General features: G+C 65.2%; 20 protein-coding genes. 15 read left to right on the forward strand and 5 right to left on the reverse strand.

Going from position 1 to position 19265, the window contains the following annotated elements; genetic code table 11:
• The first annotated feature begins 30 nt into the window (after positions 1–30).
• Positions 31–783 (forward strand): 5'-methylthioadenosine/adenosylhomocysteine nucleosidase, encoded by a 753-nt coding sequence (locus AC4QBL_RS19375; protein WP_472907200.1) that lies wholly within the window; start codon positions 31–33, stop codon positions 781–783.
• A gap of 120 nt (positions 784–903) precedes the next feature.
• Here AC4QBL_RS19375 and corA read toward each other — a convergent pair whose 3' ends face one another.
• The 3 genes from corA to AC4QBL_RS19390 form a co-directional block, all read right to left on the reverse strand.
• Positions 904–1890 carry a magnesium/cobalt transporter CorA gene (gene corA / locus AC4QBL_RS19380; RefSeq protein WP_472900575.1) on the reverse strand — a complete coding sequence of 329 codons (987 nt, stop codon included), beginning with the start codon at positions 1888–1890 and terminating at the stop codon, positions 904–906.
• Between the two features lie 208 nt (positions 1891–2098).
• Positions 2099–3022 carry a patatin-like phospholipase family protein gene (locus AC4QBL_RS19385; RefSeq protein ID WP_472907201.1) on the reverse strand — a complete coding sequence of 308 codons (924 nt, stop codon included), beginning with the start codon at positions 3020–3022 and terminating at the stop codon, positions 2099–2101.
• Positions 2935–3342, reverse strand: a complete 408-nt coding sequence (locus AC4QBL_RS19390) for a patatin-like phospholipase family protein (RefSeq protein WP_472907202.1) — start codon at positions 3340–3342, stop codon at positions 2935–2937. Before AC4QBL_RS19390 ends, AC4QBL_RS19385 begins: the two co-directional genes overlap by 88 nt.
• A gap of 94 nt (positions 3343–3436) precedes the next feature.
• On the opposite strand from AC4QBL_RS19390, the gene AC4QBL_RS19395 reads away from it, so the two are divergent.
• From AC4QBL_RS19395 to hprK, 4 genes are all read left to right on the forward strand, one after another.
• Positions 3437–4660 (forward strand): MFS transporter, encoded by a 1224-nt coding sequence (locus tag AC4QBL_RS19395; RefSeq protein WP_472907203.1) that lies wholly within the window; start codon positions 3437–3439, stop codon positions 4658–4660.
• Between the two features lie 152 nt (positions 4661–4812).
• A complete protein-coding gene (gene hpf / locus AC4QBL_RS19400) occupies positions 4813–5142 on the forward strand; it encodes a ribosome hibernation-promoting factor, HPF/YfiA family (protein WP_304833866.1) in 330 nt (109 codons plus the stop codon).
• A 136-nt stretch (positions 5143–5278) separates the two neighbouring features.
• The gene (locus AC4QBL_RS19405) at positions 5279–5749 is read left to right on the forward strand and encodes a PTS sugar transporter subunit IIA (protein ID WP_322305180.1); all 471 of its coding nucleotides are present in this window, start codon (positions 5279–5281) and stop codon (positions 5747–5749) included.
• Positions 5750–5912: 163 nt separating this feature from the next.
• Positions 5913–6863, forward strand: coding sequence for an HPr(Ser) kinase/phosphatase (gene hprK / locus AC4QBL_RS19410; protein ID WP_439114843.1), 951 nt, complete (start codon positions 5913–5915; stop codon positions 6861–6863).
• 299 nt (positions 6864–7162) lie between these two features.
• Here hprK and fur read toward each other — a convergent pair whose 3' ends face one another.
• Positions 7163–7597 carry a ferric iron uptake transcriptional regulator gene (fur, locus tag AC4QBL_RS19415; RefSeq protein ID WP_439114842.1) on the reverse strand — a complete coding sequence of 145 codons (435 nt, stop codon included), beginning with the start codon at positions 7595–7597 and terminating at the stop codon, positions 7163–7165.
• Positions 7598–7788: 191 nt separating this feature from the next.
• Between fur and AC4QBL_RS19420 the strand changes: the two genes are divergently transcribed.
• From AC4QBL_RS19420 to holA, 7 genes are all read left to right on the forward strand, one after another.
• On the forward strand, positions 7789–8388 hold the full coding sequence (locus AC4QBL_RS19420; RefSeq protein WP_472907204.1) for an outer membrane protein assembly factor BamE: 600 nt from the start codon (positions 7789–7791) through the stop codon (positions 8386–8388).
• Complete coding sequence (gene dapB, locus AC4QBL_RS19425; RefSeq protein WP_472907205.1) at positions 8385–9206, forward strand: 4-hydroxy-tetrahydrodipicolinate reductase; 822 nt, start codon at positions 8385–8387, stop codon at positions 9204–9206. Before AC4QBL_RS19420 ends, dapB begins: the two co-directional genes overlap by 4 nt.
• A 13-nt stretch (positions 9207–9219) precedes the next feature.
• Positions 9220–9891 (forward strand): MotA/TolQ/ExbB proton channel family protein, encoded by a 672-nt coding sequence (locus tag AC4QBL_RS19430; RefSeq protein ID WP_472907206.1) that lies wholly within the window; start codon positions 9220–9222, stop codon positions 9889–9891.
• Between the two features lie 5 nt (positions 9892–9896).
• On the forward strand, positions 9897–10352 hold the full coding sequence (locus AC4QBL_RS19435; RefSeq protein WP_472907207.1) for an ExbD/TolR family protein: 456 nt from the start codon (positions 9897–9899) through the stop codon (positions 10350–10352).
• 138 nt (positions 10353–10490) lie between these two features.
• A complete protein-coding gene (gene leuS / locus AC4QBL_RS19440) occupies positions 10491–13178 on the forward strand; it encodes a leucine--tRNA ligase (protein ID WP_472907208.1) in 2688 nt (895 codons plus the stop codon).
• Positions 13179–13189: 11 nt separating this feature from the next.
• On the forward strand, positions 13190–13729 hold the full coding sequence (locus AC4QBL_RS19445) for an LPS-assembly lipoprotein LptE (protein ID WP_472907209.1): 540 nt from the start codon (positions 13190–13192) through the stop codon (positions 13727–13729).
• A gap of 20 nt (positions 13730–13749) precedes the next feature.
• Positions 13750–14802, forward strand: a complete 1053-nt coding sequence (gene holA, locus AC4QBL_RS19450) for a DNA polymerase III subunit delta (protein ID WP_472907210.1) — start codon at positions 13750–13752, stop codon at positions 14800–14802.
• Positions 14803–14814: 12 nt separating this feature from the next.
• On the opposite strand, the gene AC4QBL_RS19455 is transcribed toward holA, so the two are convergent.
• A complete protein-coding gene (locus AC4QBL_RS19455; protein WP_472907211.1) occupies positions 14815–15783 on the reverse strand; it encodes an AraC-like ligand-binding domain-containing protein in 969 nt (322 codons plus the stop codon).
• 198 nt (positions 15784–15981) lie between these two features.
• Here AC4QBL_RS19455 and AC4QBL_RS19460 point away from each other — a divergent pair, with 198 nt between their 5' ends.
• The 3 genes from AC4QBL_RS19460 to AC4QBL_RS19470 all read left to right on the forward strand — a co-directional run bounded on the left by AC4QBL_RS19460 (position 15982) and on the right by AC4QBL_RS19470 (position 19233).
• Positions 15982–17181 carry an amino acid ABC transporter substrate-binding protein gene (locus AC4QBL_RS19460; RefSeq protein WP_304833843.1) on the forward strand — a complete coding sequence of 400 codons (1200 nt, stop codon included), beginning with the start codon at positions 15982–15984 and terminating at the stop codon, positions 17179–17181.
• Positions 17182–17305: 124 nt separating this feature from the next.
• Positions 17306–18208: a branched-chain amino acid ABC transporter permease gene (locus AC4QBL_RS19465; protein ID WP_472907212.1), complete on the forward strand. Its 903-nt coding sequence runs from the start codon at positions 17306–17308 to the stop codon at positions 18206–18208.
• Positions 18205–19233 carry a branched-chain amino acid ABC transporter permease gene (locus AC4QBL_RS19470; RefSeq protein WP_472907213.1) on the forward strand — a complete coding sequence of 343 codons (1029 nt, stop codon included), beginning with the start codon at positions 18205–18207 and terminating at the stop codon, positions 19231–19233. The genes AC4QBL_RS19465 and AC4QBL_RS19470 overlap by 4 nt, the downstream gene beginning before the upstream one ends.
• The last annotated feature ends 32 nt before the right edge of the window (positions 19234–19265 follow it).

Below are 19265 nucleotides of genomic sequence, written 5' to 3' on the forward strand. Positions count from 1 at the left end.
GGCCGCCTCCGTCTTTTCAGGAGCACCCGAATGACCCGTACCGCTATCGTCGCCGCCTTGCACGACGAACTCGCCAGCGTGCTCGCGCTGATGCCCGACGAATACAAGCAGGTGGTGGGTGGGCGCGAATTCTGGGTCGGGCACCTGCACGGGCAAGACGTGGTCGCGGTGCTCAGTGGCATCGGCAAGGTGGCTGCGGCCACCACCGCCACATTGTTGATCCAGCACTTCGGTGTGCAACGCATCGTGTTCACCGGTGTGGCCGGCGGCCTGGGCGCGGACGTGCAGGTGGGCGATATGGTGCTGGCACGCAGCTTTTTGCAGCACGACATGGACGCGTCGCCGCTGTTCCCGCGCCACGAGGTACCGGGCTATGGCCGAGCGCGTTTCGAGGCCGATGCGCCGCTGACCGACGCGCTGGAGCTGGCTTGCGAGCGCATGCTGCACACGCTGCCGCCGCAACTGGGTGCCGAGGCCGTGGCGGCCTTCGGCCTGAAAGCACCGCGCTTGCACCAGGGCCTGCTCATCAGCGGCGACCGCTTTGTGGCCACCACCGCCGAGAGCCAGGCGCTGCAGCGCGAACTGCCCGACGCGCTGGCGGTGGAAATGGAGGGCGCGGCCTTTGCGCAGGTGTGTCACGACTTCGGTGTGCCCCTGGCGGTGGTGCGCACCATTTCAGACCGTGCCGACGACACCGCGCATGTGGACTTTCCGAAGTTCTTGCGCGAAGTGGCCAGCCGCTACAGCGGCGCGGTGACCGAGGCCTTGTTCAGCGACCGTTGATTGACCGGCGCGCGATGCCCCCAGCCAGAACGCGGCGCAACCGGCTTTGCCGGGGCGCACTGCGTTGCCCCTTGAGGGGCGGAGCCGGTGACACGAAGTGAACCAGCGATGGGGGTGGTCTCACCGCAACCAGCCCCGTTTGCGGAAATACACCATGGGCACGATGGCCGACAACACCATGAGCCCAATGGCCAGCGGGTAGCCGTAGGCCCAGTCCAGCTCGGGCATGAAACGAAAATTCATGCCGTAGCTGCTGGCCACCAGCGTGGGCGGCAGCAGCGACACACTGGCCACCGAGAAAATCTTGATGATCTTGTTCTGGTTGATGTTGATGAAACCGACCGTGGCGTCCATCAAGAAGTTGATCTTGTCGAACAGAAAAGCGGTGTGGCTGTCCAGCGAGTCGAGGTCGCGCAAAATCTGCCGCGCGTCTTCAAACTGCTCGGCGCTCAGCAGGCGGCTGCGCATCATGAAGCTCACGGCGCGCCGGGTGTCCATCACGTTGCGGCGGATGCGACCCGACATGTCCTCGTTGCGCGCGATGGCCGACAGGGCTTCGCTGAGCAGGTTGTCCGAGGCGTTGCTGTTGAGCACCTTTTTGCTCACCGTCTCGATCTCGTCGTAAATGTCTTCCAGCGTGTCGGCGCAGTATTCGGCGTCGGCGTCAAACAGCATCAGCAGCACGTCTTTGGCGTCTTCGATCAGGCCAGGCATGCGGCGTGCGCGCATGCGCAGCAGCCGAAACACCGGCACGTCTTCGTCGTGAATGGAAAACAGCACGCCTTTGCTCTTGAGCGAGTCGTTGTGCTCGTTCAAGATGAACGCCACGCGGATGGCGCGTGGGTCTTCTTCATCGTCGATCAAGAAGTCGCTGCGCACATGCAGTTCGCCGTTGTCTTCTTCAAAGAAGCGGGCCGACTCCTCGATGTCCTCGTCCATCGCGTCTTCGGGAATCGACAGGCCAAAGTGCTGTTTCACCCAGCGCCGCTCTTCGGGGGTGGGGGCTTCCAGGTCGACCCAGATGGGCTTGAACTGCGCCAGTTCTTCGAGCGACTCGATTTCTTCCTGAAACAGGCGGCCGTTGGCCAGGGTGAATACGTTGAGCATGTGGGCGCTCCCGGCGTGAGAGGGTCTGAGGGAAGCGGGGCGCTCGTGCGCCCCCGGGGCGGGTGGGGTGGCGCTTTCAGCCGGCCGTTCGCCTGACCTCAGCGTCCGCGCGGTGGGCGGGGCTCAGACGGGAGCGGGCGGGGCTGAAAGCACACAACTGGGAGGTGTGCTGTCCATGGGGTGTCGCTGGGTTGAAAACTGCCGCCGATTATGGCACTGCAGGCCGCTGGTTGTGGCTCGGCGGTGCGTTCAGAAACATCATCAATTCGTCTTTGCGCCGCCAGGCGTCACCCTCGCCAAGTTCGATCAGGGCGGTGACGAAGTCAGGCTCAAACAGCAGGTAGCTCGCCAGCGCAGCGGCGCTGCCGGCGGCGCCCCGCCCGGTGTCCAGCGCACCCAGCCCCACCAGGGTGTTGCGCGTGGGCCGGGGCAGCGAGCCCATGTATTTGTGGGCCAGTTCGTCCAGCGAAAAGCTGGGCTGCAGCGCCAGCACCTCGACCGGGCGGTAGGGCAGCGCCGCCGCCAGGTGGGGCGGCAGCCGGGCCAGCGTCTGGCTGACCCGCTGGGTTTGCTCCACGTCAGACTGCAGCGTGTCGTGAAACACGCTGGCCATGGCGTGGCCCGCAATGGTGCCGGCGGTGGGTTCGTTACTGACCCGGGCGGCCATGCCCGAGCGCGTGGGTTGGCCCACGCCGATCACCAGCACCCGCCGGGCACCAAAGTGAATGGCGGGTGACAGCGGAGACAGCTGGCGCATGGAGCCGTCGCCAAAGTGTTCTTTGTGCCCGTCCACCCACAGTGGTACGGCCGGAAACAGGAAGGGGATGGCGCTGGACGCCATCAGGTGTTCGATGGTGATGGGCTGAAAGTCGGCGCGCCGGCCCGGGCGGTGCCAGGGTTGCACCGGGCTGTCCGTGCGGGTTTGGCAAAAGGTCCAGTGTTCGCCCGATGTGTAGCTGGAGGCGGTGACGCCGAGCACGTCGATGTGCCGCTGCTCCAGCGCCTGTTCCAGTGCTTGGAGGTTGATGGCCTGGTGCAGCGTGTTCACCAGGGGCAGGGTGTCCAGCAGGGCGCGGTGGCGGCGCACTTGGCGCGCCAGCGTCCAGCCGGCCACCAGGCGGTTGGCACGCACCCAGCCCGGTGCGTCCAGCCGGTACACCTGTTCGGAGCGCAGGGCGCGCCAGAAGCCTGCCAGCTGCGGCAGCGCTGCCAGGCCCAGCGCGGCGTGGCGTGGCTGCCCAGGTAGGCGGCATTGAGCGCACCCGCCGAGGTGCCAAACAAACACCGAAATGGAAACGGCGCCACAGCGCCACCATGGCTGGGTGTGGTGGTACCCAGCATGGCGGCCAGCGCCTTCAACACACCCGCCTGGTACGCCGTGCGGGCGCCACCACCCATGAGCACCAGCGCACAGCCGTCGACCTGCAAGCCGGGCTGTTCGGTTGCCAACATGTTGCGTGAGATCAGGGTATCGAGTGACAACGTGGTTGGCCTGGTGACCCGGCGCCAGCGGCGCCTCGGATACATTGGGTTGTTACCCAAAATCATGACACATTCTCATCTCACCCCTGGCCGCGAACGCTGGCTGTTGCTGACCATTGCCGGCATCCAGTTCACCCACATCCTCGACTTCATGATCATGATGCCGCTCGGGCCGCAATTCACGCGGCTGTTTGGCATCACCGACGCGCAGTTTGGCTTGCTGGTCTCGGCCTACACCTTGTCGGCGGGTATTTCAGGCCTGGCGGCCGCCACCTACGTGGACCGGTTTGACCGCAAGCGCCTGCTGCTCACGCTGTACGTCCTGTTTGCGCTGGCCACGCTGGCCTGCGGGTTGGCGCCGGGGTATGGGTTCCTGATGGTGGCGCGCGTGGCGGCGGGCATGTTTGGCGGCGTGTTGTCGGCACTCTCACAAACCATCGTGGCCGACGTGGTGCCGTTCGAGCGCCGCGGTCGCGCCATGGGCATCGTCATGTCGTCGTTCTCGTTCTCCACGGTGGCCGGTGTGCCCATTGGCTTGTTTCTCGCCTCGCGCCTGGGTTGGCAAGCGCCGTTTATCGGTATCGCTGCGCTCAGTGGCGTGTTGGCCGTGGGTGCCGCGTTGACCCTGCCCAGGCTGAACCAGCACCTGCTGGTGAAAGGCCGGCCGTCCATCTGGCGCGGCATCGGTATGGTGCTGAGCGAGCGCAACCACCAGCGGGCGTTTGCGTTTTCGGCGCTGCTCATGTTCACCGGCTTCACCATCATTCCCTTCATCACCATTTACATGGAGACCAATGTGGGTGTGCGCCCCGATCAGGTTCCGTACATTTATCTGTGTGGTGGGGCGGCCACGCTGATCACGGCGCGGGTGTTTGGCCGCCTGACCGATCGCATGGGCAAGGTGCGGCTGTTTCGCTGGCTGGCCCTGGCGGTCACCGTGCCCATCATGGCCATCACGCTCATGCCCGCCCTGCCGCTGTGGGCGGTGCTGGCCGCGTCCACGGGGCTGTTTGTGTTGCTCAGCGGCCGCATGATTCCCGGTATGGCGCTGGTCACCGGTGCGGCCACACCGGCCTTGCGCGGTACCTTCATGGCGCTCAATGCATCGGTGCAGTCTGCGGCCATGGGCCTGGCGTCGTTTCTGGGCGGTCTCATCATCAGCCGCGATGCCAATGGCCTGGTGCAGTACTACTGGGTGGCGGGCTTGCTTGGCGTGTGCGCCAGTCTGGCGGCGGTGGTCATGTCGCGCCGCCTCAAGGTGCACAGCACGCCCAAGGCCCCCGGCTGAATGACAAGGTTCGCATTTTCACGCTTTGTTGCACTGCAAGCTTGCGCTGCACCCCGTTCATGGGCATAGTGGATTCAAGGCATCCCCGTCGCCGCCGGGAGGTCTGCCCACCCGGCGGCTTGTGTCAACCCGGAGCATAAGGAGGCTCATGTATGAACCTGACGATCAGCGGTCACCACCTCGAAGTCACCCCCGCCTTGCGCGGTTATGTCACCAGCAAACTCGAACGCATATCCCGACACTTTGACCAGGTGGTCGATATCAAGGTGCTGCTCACGGTAGACAACCTCAAAGAAAAAGACCTGCGCCAGCGTGCCGAGTGCAACATCCACGTCAAGGGCAAAGACCTGTTCGCTGAAAGCGCCCACGCCGATCTGTACGCCGCCGTGGACGACTTGGCCGACAAGCTGGACCGCCAGGTGCTGCGCTACAAGGACAAGGCGCAAGACCACCACCACGAGGCCGCCAAACGCCTGATGTAAACCCCGCGAAGGGCCGCTGGAAGCGGCTCTTATGTTGCACTGCAGCAAGCCGCTTGAAAAGTCAAGCGGCTTTTTTGTTGCCAGAGTCTAGCCAACGCCGCTCAACTCGGCATAATTTGCGGTCCAAGAGGCCCACATGAACCGACTATCTGCCATATTGCCCGCCGCGCAAGTGCTTGTGAGCGTCGACGCGACCAGCAAGAAACGTGCGTTTGAAGAAGCGGGCTTGCTGTTTGAAACCCTGCACGGCCTGAACCGCGCCCTGATCACCGACAGCCTGTTTGCGCGCGAGCGCCTGGGCTCCACCGGTCTGGGCCACGGCGTTGCCATTCCCCACGGCCGCATCAAGGGTCTGAAGCAGCCGTTGGCTGCGGTGTTCCAGCTGGGCAGCCCCATCGGGTTTGACGCGCCCGACGAGCAGCCCGTGCAGCTGATGATCTTCTTGCTGGTGCCCGAAGCGGCCACCCAGAAACACCTGGAGATCCTGTCCGAAATTGCCGAGCTGTTGAGCGACAGCGCCCTGCGCGAGCAGATGAAAACGTCTGGCGAAGCAGCGGCGTTGCACGGCCTCATCACGTCCTGGCAGTCGGCACACGCCGCCGCCTGAATGCAGCGCTTCGCTGCTGCGTGCTGCAAGGCCGCGCGCGAAGCCGGCTGGCGTGCCGAATCCACACCAACAGCCCCTGCATGGGGCTGTTTTGCCTTGTGCGGCACCCGCAAGCTCAACACGCTGGCGGTAACTGCCTGCCCTTGAGTGAAAGTGATCTGACATGAAACCCACCGTCGTCAGCGCAGACGTCCTGTTTGAAGACCACCGCGAAGCCCTGAAGTGGCAGTGGGTGGCTGGCTTGGGCGCCTCTGAGCGGCGCTTTGATGAGGTGGCCATTCGCGAGGCCCGCTCGGGTGCCGACCTGGTGGGCTACCTCAACTACATCCATCCCTACCGGGTGCAGGTGTTTGGTGAGCGCGAGGTGGCTTACCTCACGAGCGCCAACGACGACGACAACCGCCGCCGGGTTTCGCGCATCGTGACGCTGGAGCCGCCGGTGCTGGTGGTGGCCGACGGCCAGACCGCACCCGATGCGCTGCTGGCCATGTGCGAACGGGCTCAAATCCCGATGTTTTCCACCACCGAATCGGCGGCCTTTGTCATCGATGTGTTGCGCGCCTACCTCTCGCGCCACTTTGCCGACCGCGCTTCCATGCACGGCGTGTTCATGGACATTCTGGGCATGGGTGTGCTGATCACGGGCGAGTCGGGTCTGGGCAAAAGCGAACTCGGGCTGGAGCTGATTTCACGCGGCCACGGCTTGGTGGCCGACGACGCGGTGGACCTGTACCGCATCAACCAGACCAGCATCGAAGGCCGTTGCCCCGAGTTGCTGCAAAACCTGCTGGAAGTGCGTGGCATTGGTCTGCTCGACATCAAGGCCATCTTTGGCGAAACGGCTGTGCGCCGCAAAATGCGCCTCTCGCTGATCGTGCACCTGGTGCGCAAGGAAACCATGGAGCGCGACTACGAGCGCATGCCGCACGAGCCGCTGTACCAGGACGTGCTGGGCGTTCCCGTGCGCAAGGCGGTGATTCAGGTGGTGGCCGGGCGCAACATCGCGGTGCTGGTGGAAGCGGCGGTGCGCAACACCATTTTGCAGTTGCGTGGCATTGACACCTACCAGGAGTTCGTTTCGCGCCACCGCGCGGCCATGTCGCGGGGAGAGTGAGGAGCAGCTGCCCCCACGCTCCCCACTGCGTGCGGTTCGCTGCCCCCCGAGGGGGCTGGCCTTGCTTGGGGCGGCCCGGCGCTGCGGCCTGCTGCCCCCACGCTCCCCACTGCGTGCGGTTCGCTGCCCCCCGAGGGGGCTGGCCTTGCTTGGGGCGGCCCGGCGCTGCGGCCTGCTGCCCCCACGCTCCCCACTGCGTGCGGTTCGCTGCCCCCCGAGGGGGCTGGCCTTGCTTGGGGCGGCCCGGCGCTACGGCCTGCTGCCCCCACGCTCTCCGCTTCGTGTGGTTCGCTGCTCTCTCAGGCCCTTTTGGTGCGGTGCTGGCAGTCGGTCTTGGTGCAATTCGCGTAAAGCGAGAGCGCGTGCTCTTGCAGCACGAAACCACGCGTCTTGGCCACCAGGTGCTGGCGTTTCTCGATTTCTTCGTCGAAAAACTCTTCCACGCGGCCGCAGTCCAGGCACACCAGGTGGTCGTGGTGCTGGCCTTCGTTGAGTTCAAACACGGCCTTGCCCGACTCGAAGTTGCTGCGGGTGAGCAGACCCGCCTGTTCAAACTGCATCAGCACGCGGTACACGGTGGCCAACCCGATGTCGGAGCGGTCTTCCAGCAGCACGCGAAACACATCCTCGGCGGTCATGTGGCGCTGCTTGGCGTTTTGAAACACCTCCAGAATCTTCAGTCGCGGTAGCGTGGCCTTGAGCCCCGTGCTTTTGAGTTCTTCGATGTTGGTCATGGGAGGGCAGGGTGCAAGGGGTGGGGTGGCCGCCAGCGGCAGGGCCGCCGGGCTGCCGGCGTGTGGGGGCCGGGCCTGCGGGCTGCTGTACCCCGGGGCTACAATGTTTGGATCATATCGCCAGCGCGCGCGATGTGCAGCATGGCCATACTGCTGGTGGCTGTACCACGCGCCTTTCACGGTTTGCCCACATGCATCACCTCACACCTCCTCGCTCTTCTTTATATGAGCGCCTGCCGCGTCTCAGTCGCCCGGGCCGTGTGCTGTGCGCCCTGAGCGCCGTGCTAGCGCTCACCGCCTGTTCCAGCCTCGGTGACCGCATGCCCAGCATTGGCAGCCTGGTGACGCCCTACAAGATCGACATTCAGCAAGGCAACGTGGTCACGCGCGAGCAGGCCCAGGCGCTGCAGCCTGGCATGTCGCGCCTGCAAGTGCGCGATATTCTGGGTTCGCCCCTGCTCACCAGCGTGTTCCATGCCGACCGCTGGGACTACGTGTTCACCTTCAAGCGCCAAGGCCAGTCGCCGCAGCAGCGCAAGCTGGCGGTGTTTTTCAAGGGCGAGGTGATGGAGCGTTTTGAAGGCGACGAGCTGCCCACCGAGGCCGAGTTTGTGGCCTCACTGGACGTGCGCCGCAAGTCCGACAAGCCGCCTGTGTTGCAGGCCACCGAAGCGCAGCTGCAAGCGTTTCAGGAACGCAACGCCAAAACCGCGCAAACCCCACCCACGCCGCCCAGCGTGGCGCCCGGCACCAGCTACCCGCCCCTGGAAACCCCGGGAGTCGCCCGATGAGCGCTACCACTTCAAGCCCGCTGCGCATTTGTGTGGCCGGCGCCAGTGGCCGCATGGGCCAGATGCTGGTGGACGCGGTGCGTGCCAGCGGCGACTGCGCGCTTTCCGGTGCACTCGACATCACCTCCAGCCCAGCCCTGGGCCAGGACGCGGGTGCCTTTGGCGGTCAGTCCACCGGCGTGAACATCACCGCCGATCTGGATCTCGGGCTGGCCGGTAGCCAGTGCCTGATCGACTTCACCCGACCCGAGGGCACGCTGGTTCACCTGCGTGCGTGCGTGAAGCACGGTGTGAACGCCGTCATCGGCACCACCGGTTTCAGCGACGAGCAAAAAGCCGAAATTGCCGAGGCCGCGAAGTCCATTGCCATCGTCATGGCGCCCAACATGAGCGTGGGCGTGAACGTGACGCTCAAGCTGCTGGAGATGGCGGCCAAGGCGCTGTCTACCGGGTACGACATCGAGATCATCGAAGCGCACCACCGCCACAAGGTGGACGCACCCAGCGGCACCGCCCTGAAAATGGGTGAGGTGATTGCCGACGCGCTGGGCCGAGACCTCAAAGATTGCGCCGTGTACGCCCGCGAAGGCGTGACCGGTGAGCGCGACCCGTCGAGCATCGGTTTTGCCACCATCCGCGGTGGCGACATCGTGGGCGACCACACCGTGCTGTTTGCCGGTACCGGCGAGCGCATTGAGGTCACCCACAAGTCCAGCAGCCGCACCACCTACGCCCAGGGCAGCTTGCGTGCGGTGCGCTTCCTGGCCGGCAAACCCGCAGGCCTGTACGACATGTTCGACGTGCTCGGCTTGCACTGAGCGGGCTATACACATGGGCATTCTGGACACGCTGGCGCAAGCTGACGCCTTGGGTCGCGCCGTGGCCCTGATGTTGCTGGCCATGTCGGTGGCCAGCTGGGTGGTGATTGTGTGGAAAAGCTGGCTGTTGCGCCGCGCCGTGCACGACGTGCGCCTGAGCACAGCCGCCTTCTGGCAAGCCAGCGACCTGGACGACGCCGACAAGCGGCTCGCGGCCTTTGACGCCCGCCAGTTGCTGCTGCCGTTGCTGCGGGCTGCCCGAAGCCTCGGCAGCGCGCCCGCCCACACGCTGGCCACCGCAGGCGACCGATCGCAGCAACTCACCCGCGTGCTGCGCGACGCTTTGCACCGCGTCCTGGCCCGGCTGCAATACGGCCAGGTGCTGTTGGCCACGGTGGGCTCTACGGCGCCATTTGTGGGGCTGTTGGGCACGGTCTGGGGCATTTACCACGCGCTCACCAGCATCGGGCTCGACGGCGGTTTTCGCATCGAGCAGGTGTCGGGCCCGGTGGGCGAGGCCCTGGTCATGACCGCAGCCGGCCTGGCCGTGGCCATTCCGGCGGTGTTGGCCTACAACGTGCTGGGCCGCAAGGTGGCCGAGATCGAGGCCGAGCTGGAAGGCTTTGCGCGCGACCTGCGCGAACTGCTGTGCCACACGGGCACAGAGCCAGCGCCCACGGCCTGAGCACCATGGCCTTCGGCAGACTGGAAAAACCCGCCGGCCACCGGCCCATGAGCGACATCAACGTGACCCCGCTGGTGGATGTGATGCTGGTGCTGCTGGTGATATTCATTTTGGCCGCACCCCTCATGGCCAGCCGACTGGCGCTGGAGCTGCCCCAGGTCGAAGCGGCCGGCACAGCGGCCCCGGACGCCCCCGCCGCTTTCGTGACCTTGAGCGTGGACGCGCAAGGCCAGGTTTACTGGGATGACCAGCCCCTGAACGCTGACGCCTTGCGCCAGCGTCTGCAAGCCACCGCCGAGCGCGACCCGGCCACCGAACTGCAGTTGCGCGCCGACACCGCCGCGCCCTATGGCCGCGTGGTGGCGTTGATTGCGTTGGCCCAGGCGGCGGGTCTGTCGCGCATCGGTTTTGTGGCCGATCCATCGACGGCGGCCGCCTCGCTGCCCGTGCCTGCCCGCTGAATTTCGCCGGGGGTCCCCAAGGCCTAAAATCGTGGGTTACCGTCTTGGGCGGTTGCGGGCCGATCGCTGTGTGCCCAACCCCGTCCCCGAACCCTCTTTCCCGACAGTCCTCCTTACCGCTCGCCCGGTCCCTGCTTCATGCAAGAAAAATACGCCCACAAGGAAGTCGAGCGCGCCGCGCACGCCCACTGGAACGCCACCGACGCCTACCGCGTGACCGAAGACGCGGGCAAGCAGAAGTTTTACGCCTGCTCCATGCTGCCGTACCCCAGCGGCAAGCTGCACATGGGCCATGTGCGCAACTACACCATCAACGACATGCTCACGCGCCACCTGCGCATGAAGGGCTTCAACGTGCTCATGCCCATGGGCTGGGACGCGTTTGGCCTGCCGGCTGAAAATGCCGCGCTGAAAAATGGTGTGCCGCCCGCCAAGTGGACGTATGAAAACATCGCGTACATGAAGCAGCAAATGCAGGCTATGGGCCTGGCCATCGACTGGAGCCGTGAGGTGGCCACCTGCGACCCCAGCTACTACAAGTGGAACCAGTGGCTGTTTTTGAAGATGCTGGAGAAGGGCATCGCCTACCGCAAGACCCAGGTGGTGAACTGGGACCCGGTGGACCAGACCGTGCTGGCCAACGAACAGGTGATCGACGGCAAGGGCTGGCGCACGGGTGCGGTGGTGGAAAAGCGCGAAATTCCGGGCTACTACCTGAACATCACGTCCTACGCCGAAGAGCTGCTGGACCATGTGCAGATCGGCAACCCCAAGGCCACGCTCAACGGCTGGCCCGACAAGGTGCGGCTGATGCAGGAAAACTGGATCGGCAAGAGCCAGGGCGTGCGCTTTGCGTTCCCGCACACCATCGCGGGTGCCGACGGTGCGCTGATCGGTGAGGGCAAGATGTATGTGTTTACCACGCGCGCCGACACCATCATGGGTGTGACGTTTTGCGCCGTGGCGCCCGAGCATCCCTTGGCGCAACATGCGGCTGCGAGCAACCCGGCGCTGGCGGCGTTCATTGAAGAGTGCAAGAGCGGCGGCACCACCGAGGCCGAGCTGGCCACGCAGGAAAAGAAGGGCATGGCCACCGGCCTGTTCGTCACGCACCCGCTCACTGGCGCGCAGGTGGCTGTGTGGGTGGGCAACTATGTGTTGATGTCGTATGGCGACGGCGCGGTGATGGGTGTGCCCGCGCACGATGAGCGCGACTTTGCGTTTGCGCTGAAGTACGCGCTGCCGATCCGCCAGGTGGTGGCGGTTGAAGGCAAGTCGTTTGACGACAGTGCCTGGCAAGAGTGGTACGGCGACAAGCAGAGCGGCGTGTGCGTGAACTCAGGCGATCTCGATGGCATGAATCAGAAGACGGCTGTGGACCGGGTGGCCGAACTGCTGTCCGGCAAAGACCTGGGCGAGAAAAAAACCACCTGGCGTCTGCGCGACTGGGGTGTGAGCCGCCAGCGCTACTGGGGCACGCCGATTCCCATCATCCATTGCGACGAACACGGCGCGGTGCCGGTGCCTGAAAAGGACCTGCCGGTGGTGCTGCCGCAAGACTGCATCCCCGACGGCTCGGGCAACCCGCTGCACAAGCACGAAGGTTTCCACGCCGGTGTGGTTTGCCCAGTGTGTGGCAAGCCCGCACGCCGCGAGACCGACACCATGGACACCTTTGTGGACTCGTCCTGGTATTTCATGCGCTACTGCGACCCGGCCAACACCGAGAAAATGGTGGCCGAAGGCGCGGACTACTGGATGCCGATGGACCAGTACATTGGCGGTATCGAGCACGCCATCCTGCACCTGCTGTACGCGCGCTTCTGGACCAAGGTGATGCGCGACCTGGGCCTGGTGAAGGTGGACGAGCCCTTCACCCAGCTGCTCACGCAGGGCATGGTGCTCAACCATATTTACAGCCGGCGCACCGCCAAGGGCGGCAAAGACTATTTTTGGCCGCACGACGTGGAGCATGTACTCGACGAAGCCGGCAAGGTGGTGGGCGCCCAGCTGAAGAACCCGGCCACCAGCGGCGACGGCATGTTGCCCGTGGGCACGGCCATTGACTACGAGGGCGTGGGCACCATGTCCAAGTCCAAGAACAACGGGGTGGACCCGCAGGACCTGATCGAAAAGTACGGCGCTGACACGGCCCGCCTGTACACCATGTTCACCGCGCCACCCGAGGCCACGCTGGAGTGGAACGACGCGGCGGTGGAGGGCAGCTACCGCTTCTTGAAACGCGTGTGGGGCTTTGGCGCCAAACATGCCGACGCGCTGCGCCTCGCCACGGCCAGCAACCTGTCCAGCGCCGCTTTGCGCCCCGAGGCGAAAAAGCTGCGCCGCGAGATGCACCTGGTGCTCAAGCAGGTGAGCTACGACTACGAGCGCATGCAATACAACACCGTGGTGTCGGGTTGCATGAAGCTGCTCAACACGCTGGAAGATTTTGCTTTCGACGGCAGCGCGGGCGACAACGCCCTGCGCTGCGAGGGCATGTCGCTGCTGCTGCGCATGCTCTACCCCGCATGCCCGCACATGGCCCATGCGGCCTGGGTTGAACTGGGTTTTGCCGCCGCCGCTGGCGAGTTGCTCGACGCCCCGTGGCCGCTGGTTGACGAGTCAGCCCTGGTGCAGGACGAGCTGGAGCTGGTGTTGCAGATCAACGGCAAGCTGCGCGGCAGCGTGACCGTGCCCGCCAGCGCCGACAAGGCCGCCATTGAGGCCGCCGCGCTGGCCAGCGAAGCCTTCATCAAGCAGGCCAATGGCGCCACCCCGAAAAAGGTGGTGGTGGTGCCCGGCCGGCTGGTCAACATCGTGATTTGAGGCTCCACACCATGCATGGCAACCGCCCCGTTTTGTCCCGCCGCACCGTGTGGCTTGGCGCCTTGGCCGGGGCTTGCACCGCGGCGCTTTCGGGCTGTGGCTTTGCCTTGCGTGGTGCGCCGAAGTTTGCGTTTGAGTCCGTGCGCTTGCAGGGCAGCGAAGCCACGCCCGTGGCGCGCGAACTTCGCCGGGCGCTTGAAAGCGCGGGGCTGCGCGTGTTCACCTCAGACACCCCCGCCAGCCCAGAGGGCGACACCGGCCAGGTGGTGATGACCGTGGTCAGCGATCAGCGCGAAAAAACCGTGGTGGGCCAGACCGCTGCCGGCCAGGTGCGTGAAATGCAGTTGCGCACCCGTTTCGCGTTTCGCCTGGCCACGGCGGCCGGAAAAAGCTTGCTCGACAACACCGAGCTGCTGCTGGAGCGCGACATCAGCTTCACCGAAACCGCCGTGCTGGCCAAAGAGGCCGAAGAAGCGCTGCTGTACCGCGACATGCAAAGCGACATCGTGCAGCAGGTCATGCGCCGTCTGGCTGCTGTGCAAGTGCTTTAAGCGCGTACCGAACCTCGCCCATGCAAGTCGCCGCGCCCCAACTCGATGCCCAGCTGCAACGTGGACTGAAAAGCCTGTACACGCTGCACGGCGACGAGCCGCTGCTGATCCAGGAAGCCGCCGATGCCTTGCGTGCCGTGGCGCGCCAGCAGGGCTACACCGAGCGCACGGTGCACACCGTGGCCGGTGCCCACTTTGACTGGAGCGAGGTGCTGGCCAGCGGCGGCTCGCTCAGCCTGTTTGCCGACAAGCAGCTGATCGAAATCCGCATCCCATCGGGCAAGCCCGGCAAAGACGGCTCGCAGGTGCTGCAGCAACTGGCGCAGGCCTCGCAGGGCAACGACAGCATGCTCACGCTGGTGATCTTGCCGCGGCTGGATGCCGCCACGCAAAAGGGCGCCTGGTTTGCCGCGCTGGACAGTTTTGGCGTGACCGTGCGCGTGGACCCGGTGGACCGCAAGGCGCTGCCGCAGTGGATTGCCCAGCGCCTGCAGCAGCAAGGCCAGCGCGTGGCCGCGGGTGAAGAAGGCCAGCGCACGCTGCAGTTTTTTGCCGACCGCGTGGAAGGCAACCTGCTGGCCGCGCACCAGGAAATTCAGAAGCTGGCGCTGCTGCACCCCGCAGGTGAGCTGGGCTTTGACCAGGTGGAAGCGGCGGTGCTCAACGTGGCCCGTTACGACGCCTTCAAGCTCGCCGAAGCGGTGCTGGGCGGCCAGAGCCTGCGCGTGCAGCGCATGCTGGACGGCCTGCAGGCCGAGGGCGAGGCGGCGGTGCTGGTGCACTGGGCATTGGCCGAAGACATCCGCACGCTTAACCGCATTCGCCGCGCCATGGACGGGGGCCGCCCTCTGCCCATGGCCTTGCGTGAAAACCGTGTGTGGGGCGCCAAAGAAAAGCTCATGGAACGTGTGCTGCCGCAGCTGACCACGCCCACCCTCACGCGCTGGCTGCGCGACGCGCACACGGTGGATGGCATCGTCAAAGGCCTTAAGCAGCCCGACTGGCCAGCCGACCCGTGGGTGGCGCTGCAGCAATTGGCCCTGCGCGTGTCGCAAGGCTGCGCGCTGCGCTGAGCGGGCGCTGAATCAAATAGCGGCTGACTGGCGCAGCGCCGTTTCCCGGAAGTCGCTGGGCGACAGACCGGCGTGCTCCCGGAACACGCGGCTGAAATGGGCGCCGTTGTTGAAACCCCAGGAAAACGCGATGTCGGTGATGGTGCGCTGTGCCTGGGCCGGGTTTTTCAGCTCGCGCATGCAGGCCTGCAGCCGCCGGCGCAAGATGTAATGCGCCAGCGTGTCGTCTTCGGCGCTGAAGGCGTTGTGCAGGTGGCGCTTGCTGCAGTTGAGCGACTGCGCAATGCGGTCGATGGACAAACCGGGGTCGCGCAGGTGTTGGCCGATGTGCTCGCGGATGCGGTCGCGAAACGCTTCGAGCTGGGTGGTGGCGCTCTCGCGCCCGGCCAGTTCCTGCAACGACAGCCGCACCAGTTCGATGATCATGGCACCCGCGCCGCGCGCGGTGGTGGCGTTCATGGCGGGCAGCTCCTGAAAGGTGCTGCGCATGGCTTCGAGCGCCACGCGTGAAATGCCGCTGGCGCCGCCCACGTGGCGCGCCATCAGGGGCTCCAGCCGCAGGCCGCGCTCAGCCAGCTGTTCTCTGGGCAGCATCACGATGAGGTGTTCCACCCGCTCCGGGTTGGCAATTTCATAACTGCCCGCGGTGTCGTAAATGGCCCAGCCACCGGGCTTCACCCAGGCTTGGCGGCCTTGCTGTTCCACCGCCGCACTGCCTTGCCAAGGCGCCACGATCTTCAGGTAGCTGGTGTCGCTGGCGCGTGCCAGGCGGGGGCTGCGCAGCACGCGGTGTCGGTTGGCTTCCAGCTTGGTCAGCACCACGTCACCCGCCTGCGACGCGCTCATGTGGCCGTCAAAACCGGTGTCGCCGTACAGATCGGATTCCAGTCCGCCGAAGTGCGTCCACACCCAGTCGCGCCAAGCCGCAGCGCGCTCGCCCGGGGCGACGGCGTCGGTGGTCATCAGGGACGCGGATTTCATGGTGGGTTCTGGCTCTGGGGTGCGGAACGCAAATTATGGGTGGTCTGTTGAGCCCTTGGGGGGTGGATGGTTGAGGGTTATCCCGCATCCGCGTGCACGCTCAGACAAGCCGCTTGTGCGCAGCCAGCAAAGCGCCCGGGGCAGGGCCTGCCTAGTATTCAGTGGTCCGTATTTCTCGAACACCACAGGAGACAAACCATGGTTCAAGCCAATCGCCGTCTGGTCATCAAGAGCGCCGCCGCTGCGGTGGGCGCCATGTCGTTCGCTCCCCAGCTCATGGCGCAGTCGGCGCCGGTGCGCATCGGCTATTCGATGTCGCGCACCGGCCCCTGGACGGGCGGCGCGCAGGTGAGCCAGGAGCCCAACTACCTGCTCTGGGCCGAGCAGCAAAACGCGGCGGGTGGTCTGGATGTGAAGGGTGTGAAGCGCCGTATTGAGCTGATCAGCAGCGACGACCGCAGCGATACCGAAACCGTGGTGCGGACCTACGAAAAACTCATGGGCAGCGACAAGGTCGACCTGGTGCTGCCGCCATGGGGCTCCAACGCCAATTTCGCCGTGGCCCCGCTGGCCAACCGCTTTCAATACCCGTTCCTGGCGCCCACCGCGCTGTCGCGCCGCCTGGTTGAAATGCGCCTGCCGTATTTCTTCCTGCTGCTGCAGCAGCCCGCGCCCATGACCAACGCGCTGGTCGACATGCTCAAGGCCAACGGCGTGAAGACCGTGGCGCTGATTTACGTGGACGACCTGTTTGGTCTGGAAAACTACGCCGCTTTCAAGGTGGCGCTGCAGGGCAGCGGCATCACCATGGTGGAAGACAAGAGCTACCCTGGCGGCGTGAAGGACCTCTCGCCCGTGCTGCGCTCCATGAAGGACAAGAACCCCGACGCGTTTGTGGGCTTCACCTACCCGCCCGACACCATTCTGGCCAGCCGCCAGGCCAAGGAAGTGGGCTTCAACCCGAAGTTCTTCTACGCGTCGGTGGGTACCGCTTTCCAGCTCTACCGCAACGTGATGACCCCGGCCGGCGCGGAAGGCGTGCTGGGCATGGGCTCTTGGAACGGCAAGACCAGCCCGGGCGCCAAGGCCTACTTCGACGCGCACACCAAGAAGTTCGCCGGCAAGGAACCCGACCGCTGGGCCAGCGGCGCTTGCTGGGCCGGCCTGGAGATTTTGACCAACGCCGTGAAGGCCCAGGGCCTGGACCGAAAAGCGATCCGCGATTACGTGGCCAACACCACGCACAAAACCATCATTGGCGATGTGAAGTTCAACGGCAGCGAAAACGTGGGCACGCCCGGCACCGTGGGGCAGTGGCAAAACGGGGAGTTTGAGGTGGTGTGGCCGAAGTCGGTGGCGACCGCTGCTCTCAACCCCAGCAAGCCTGTTTGGAAATAAGAGCCTTCGTTTACACGTACATCCGTTCGGGCTGAGCCTGTCGAAGCCCATCCCCACACCGTTCGCGTGAGCCCTTCGACAGGCTCAGGGCGAACGGGGTTGTGTTTCCGGCCCTCCAAATCCCATGTCCTTCTCCGCCTGGCTCGAACTCCTCGCCTCCGGTCTCATCACCGGTGGCATCTACGCGCTCGTCGCGCTCGGGCTGAACCTGCAGTACGGGCTGATGCGCATCCTCAACATCGCGCACGGCGAGTTTCTGATGGTGGGGGCCTACCTCACCTGGATGGCGCAGACCTCGCTGGGCCTGAATCCGCTCTTCATGGTGCCGGTGTCGTTCGGCATGCTGTTTGTGCTGGGCTGGGTGATCCACCGCCTGTGTTTCCGCCGCCTTACCGTCACCTCGCCCAATCTCGACATCTTTGAAGCGCGTGGGCTCATGGTGGCCTTTGGTCTCATGTTCCTGGTGCAAAACTTCGCGTCGTGGATGTGGGGCGGCGACCTGCGCGGTTACGACTTCCTGACCGAGCCGGTGCAAATTCCCCTGCCCGATGGCACGGCGCAGTTTGCGGGCAACAAGCTGCTGGTGTTTGCGCTGGCCCTGCTGTTTGCGGGCGCGCTCATCGTGCTCATGCGCACCACGCTGCTGGGCAAGGGCGTGCGCGCGCTCATGCAGTCGCCCACCGGCGCGCAGCTCATGGGCATCAATACGCAGCGCCTGCACCCGCTCATGTTCGGCATTGGCCTCGGTCTCTCAGGTGTCGCGGGCGCGCTGTTGTCCATGTCGTACACCATCAGCCCGTCCATGGGTGAGCCCTACACCGTCACCGCGCTCATCGTCATCACCCTGGGCGGCTTCGGCAGCATGGGCGGTGCGCTCGCCGGTGGTTTGCTGCTGGGCGTGATCGAAGCCCTGGGCATGCACTTCACCAACCCCTCGCTCAAGGCCTTGTTGAGCTACGTCGTCTTCATCAGCGTGCTGCTCTTGCGCCCCGAAGGACTGTTCTCGCGGAAATCAAGAAAAGCATGAATTCAAGACAATTCCTCATCCGCGACCTGCTGGTCCTCTTCGGCCTCACCGGCTGGGCCATCGCGTTGCCCAGCTTCGCCAGCGAGTTCGCCGTGTCCATGGCGCTCACCTGCCTGATGTACATCGCGCTCTCGTCGAGCTGGGCGCTGTTCTGCGGCACCACGCGCTATTTGTCGCTGGCCACCTCGGCCTTCTTCGGTATCGGCGCCTACACCAGCGCCATCTTGCTGGAGCAGGTGTCCTGGGCACAGGCCATCGGCCTGGGTGCGCTGATTGCCGCCGCCGTGGCCGTGGTCATGGGCGCGGCCGTGCTGCACCTGCGCGGCACTTACTTTGCCGTGCTCACCTTCGGCATGACCGAGCTCATCCGCCACGCCATCAGCTATTTTGAGAAGAGCGTCACCGGCACCGTGGGCCGCGTGCTCATGGTGGTGCCCGAGCGCGACACCATCTACCTCACCGTGCTGGCGCTGGCCGTGATCACGGTGGCGCTGTCCATCTTCATTCGCCGCACGCGCTTCGGCCTGGCCATGCTGGGCATCGGGGCCGACGAGCAGCGTGCCCAGACGCTGGGTGTGAACACGCGCTGGGTGAAGGTGGCGGGCTTTGCGCTCACCGCCGCCGTGGCCGGCGCGGTGGGCGCGGCCATGTCAGTGCGCTGGACCTACATCGACCCGCACACCGTGTTCAACCCCTTCATCGGTTTCCAGACCGTGCTGATTGCGCTCATCGGCGGCGCCGCCACGCTGTGGGGCCCGCTCATCGCGGCCATCGTTTTCAGCGTGTTGGCCGAAACGCTGCGCCTGCAGGTGCCGCAGATCTACATGATGTCGTTGGGTTTGCTGCTCATCCTCTCGGTGTTGTATCTGCCCGGTGGCCTGGCTTCGCTGCGCACCGAGACCTTCCGCGGCTGGCGCGATGGCGCCAAGCTGTGGTGGCAAGAGACGCGCGACGACCTGAGCGGCGAGACCAAGCGCCGTAAGCAACTCGAAAAAAGCCTGAGGGAGCGCCGCGATGTGTTTTGAAGTGAAGCAAGCTCCGTTCGGGCTGAGCTTGT

This window comes from Hydrogenophaga sp. L99 (genome assembly GCF_058731905.1).

Excerpts from the sequence above, each read along its gene's own strand:
- AC4QBL_RS19430 (WP_472907206.1), top strand. The coding sequence starts at position 9,220 with ATGGGCATTCTGGACACGCTGGCGCAAGCTGACGCCTTGGGTCGCGCC.
- AC4QBL_RS19375 (WP_472907200.1), top strand. The coding sequence starts at position 31 with ATGACCCGTACCGCTATCGTCGCCGCCTTGCACGACGAACTCGCCAGC.
- AC4QBL_RS19390 (WP_472907202.1), bottom strand. The coding sequence starts at position 3,342 with ATGTTGGCAACCGAACAGCCCGGCTTGCAGGTCGACGGCTGTGCGCTG.
- AC4QBL_RS19435 (WP_472907207.1), top strand. The coding sequence starts at position 9,897 with ATGGCCTTCGGCAGACTGGAAAAACCCGCCGGCCACCGGCCCATGAGC.
- AC4QBL_RS19395 (WP_472907203.1), top strand. The coding sequence starts at position 3,437 with ATGACACATTCTCATCTCACCCCTGGCCGCGAACGCTGGCTGTTGCTG.
- AC4QBL_RS19465 (WP_472907212.1), top strand. The coding sequence starts at position 17,306 with ATGTCCTTCTCCGCCTGGCTCGAACTCCTCGCCTCCGGTCTCATCACC.
- corA (WP_472900575.1), bottom strand. The coding sequence starts at position 1,890 with ATGCTCAACGTATTCACCCTGGCCAACGGCCGCCTGTTTCAGGAAGAA.
- hprK (WP_439114843.1), top strand. The coding sequence starts at position 5,913 with ATGAAACCCACCGTCGTCAGCGCAGACGTCCTGTTTGAAGACCACCGC.
- fur (WP_439114842.1), bottom strand. The coding sequence starts at position 7,597 with ATGACCAACATCGAAGAACTCAAAAGCACGGGGCTCAAGGCCACGCTA.
- AC4QBL_RS19460 (WP_304833843.1), top strand. The coding sequence starts at position 15,982 with ATGGTTCAAGCCAATCGCCGTCTGGTCATCAAGAGCGCCGCCGCTGCG.
- AC4QBL_RS19405 (WP_322305180.1), top strand. The coding sequence starts at position 5,279 with ATGAACCGACTATCTGCCATATTGCCCGCCGCGCAAGTGCTTGTGAGC.
- AC4QBL_RS19470 (WP_472907213.1), top strand. The coding sequence starts at position 18,205 with ATGAATTCAAGACAATTCCTCATCCGCGACCTGCTGGTCCTCTTCGGC.
- holA (WP_472907210.1), top strand. The coding sequence starts at position 13,750 with ATGCAAGTCGCCGCGCCCCAACTCGATGCCCAGCTGCAACGTGGACTG.
- AC4QBL_RS19420 (WP_472907204.1), top strand. The coding sequence starts at position 7,789 with ATGCATCACCTCACACCTCCTCGCTCTTCTTTATATGAGCGCCTGCCG.
- AC4QBL_RS19455 (WP_472907211.1), bottom strand. The coding sequence starts at position 15,783 with ATGAAATCCGCGTCCCTGATGACCACCGACGCCGTCGCCCCGGGCGAG.
- dapB (WP_472907205.1), top strand. The coding sequence starts at position 8,385 with ATGAGCGCTACCACTTCAAGCCCGCTGCGCATTTGTGTGGCCGGCGCC.
- hpf (WP_304833866.1), top strand. The coding sequence starts at position 4,813 with ATGAACCTGACGATCAGCGGTCACCACCTCGAAGTCACCCCCGCCTTG.
- leuS (WP_472907208.1), top strand. The coding sequence starts at position 10,491 with ATGCAAGAAAAATACGCCCACAAGGAAGTCGAGCGCGCCGCGCACGCC.
- AC4QBL_RS19445 (WP_472907209.1), top strand. The coding sequence starts at position 13,190 with ATGCATGGCAACCGCCCCGTTTTGTCCCGCCGCACCGTGTGGCTTGGC.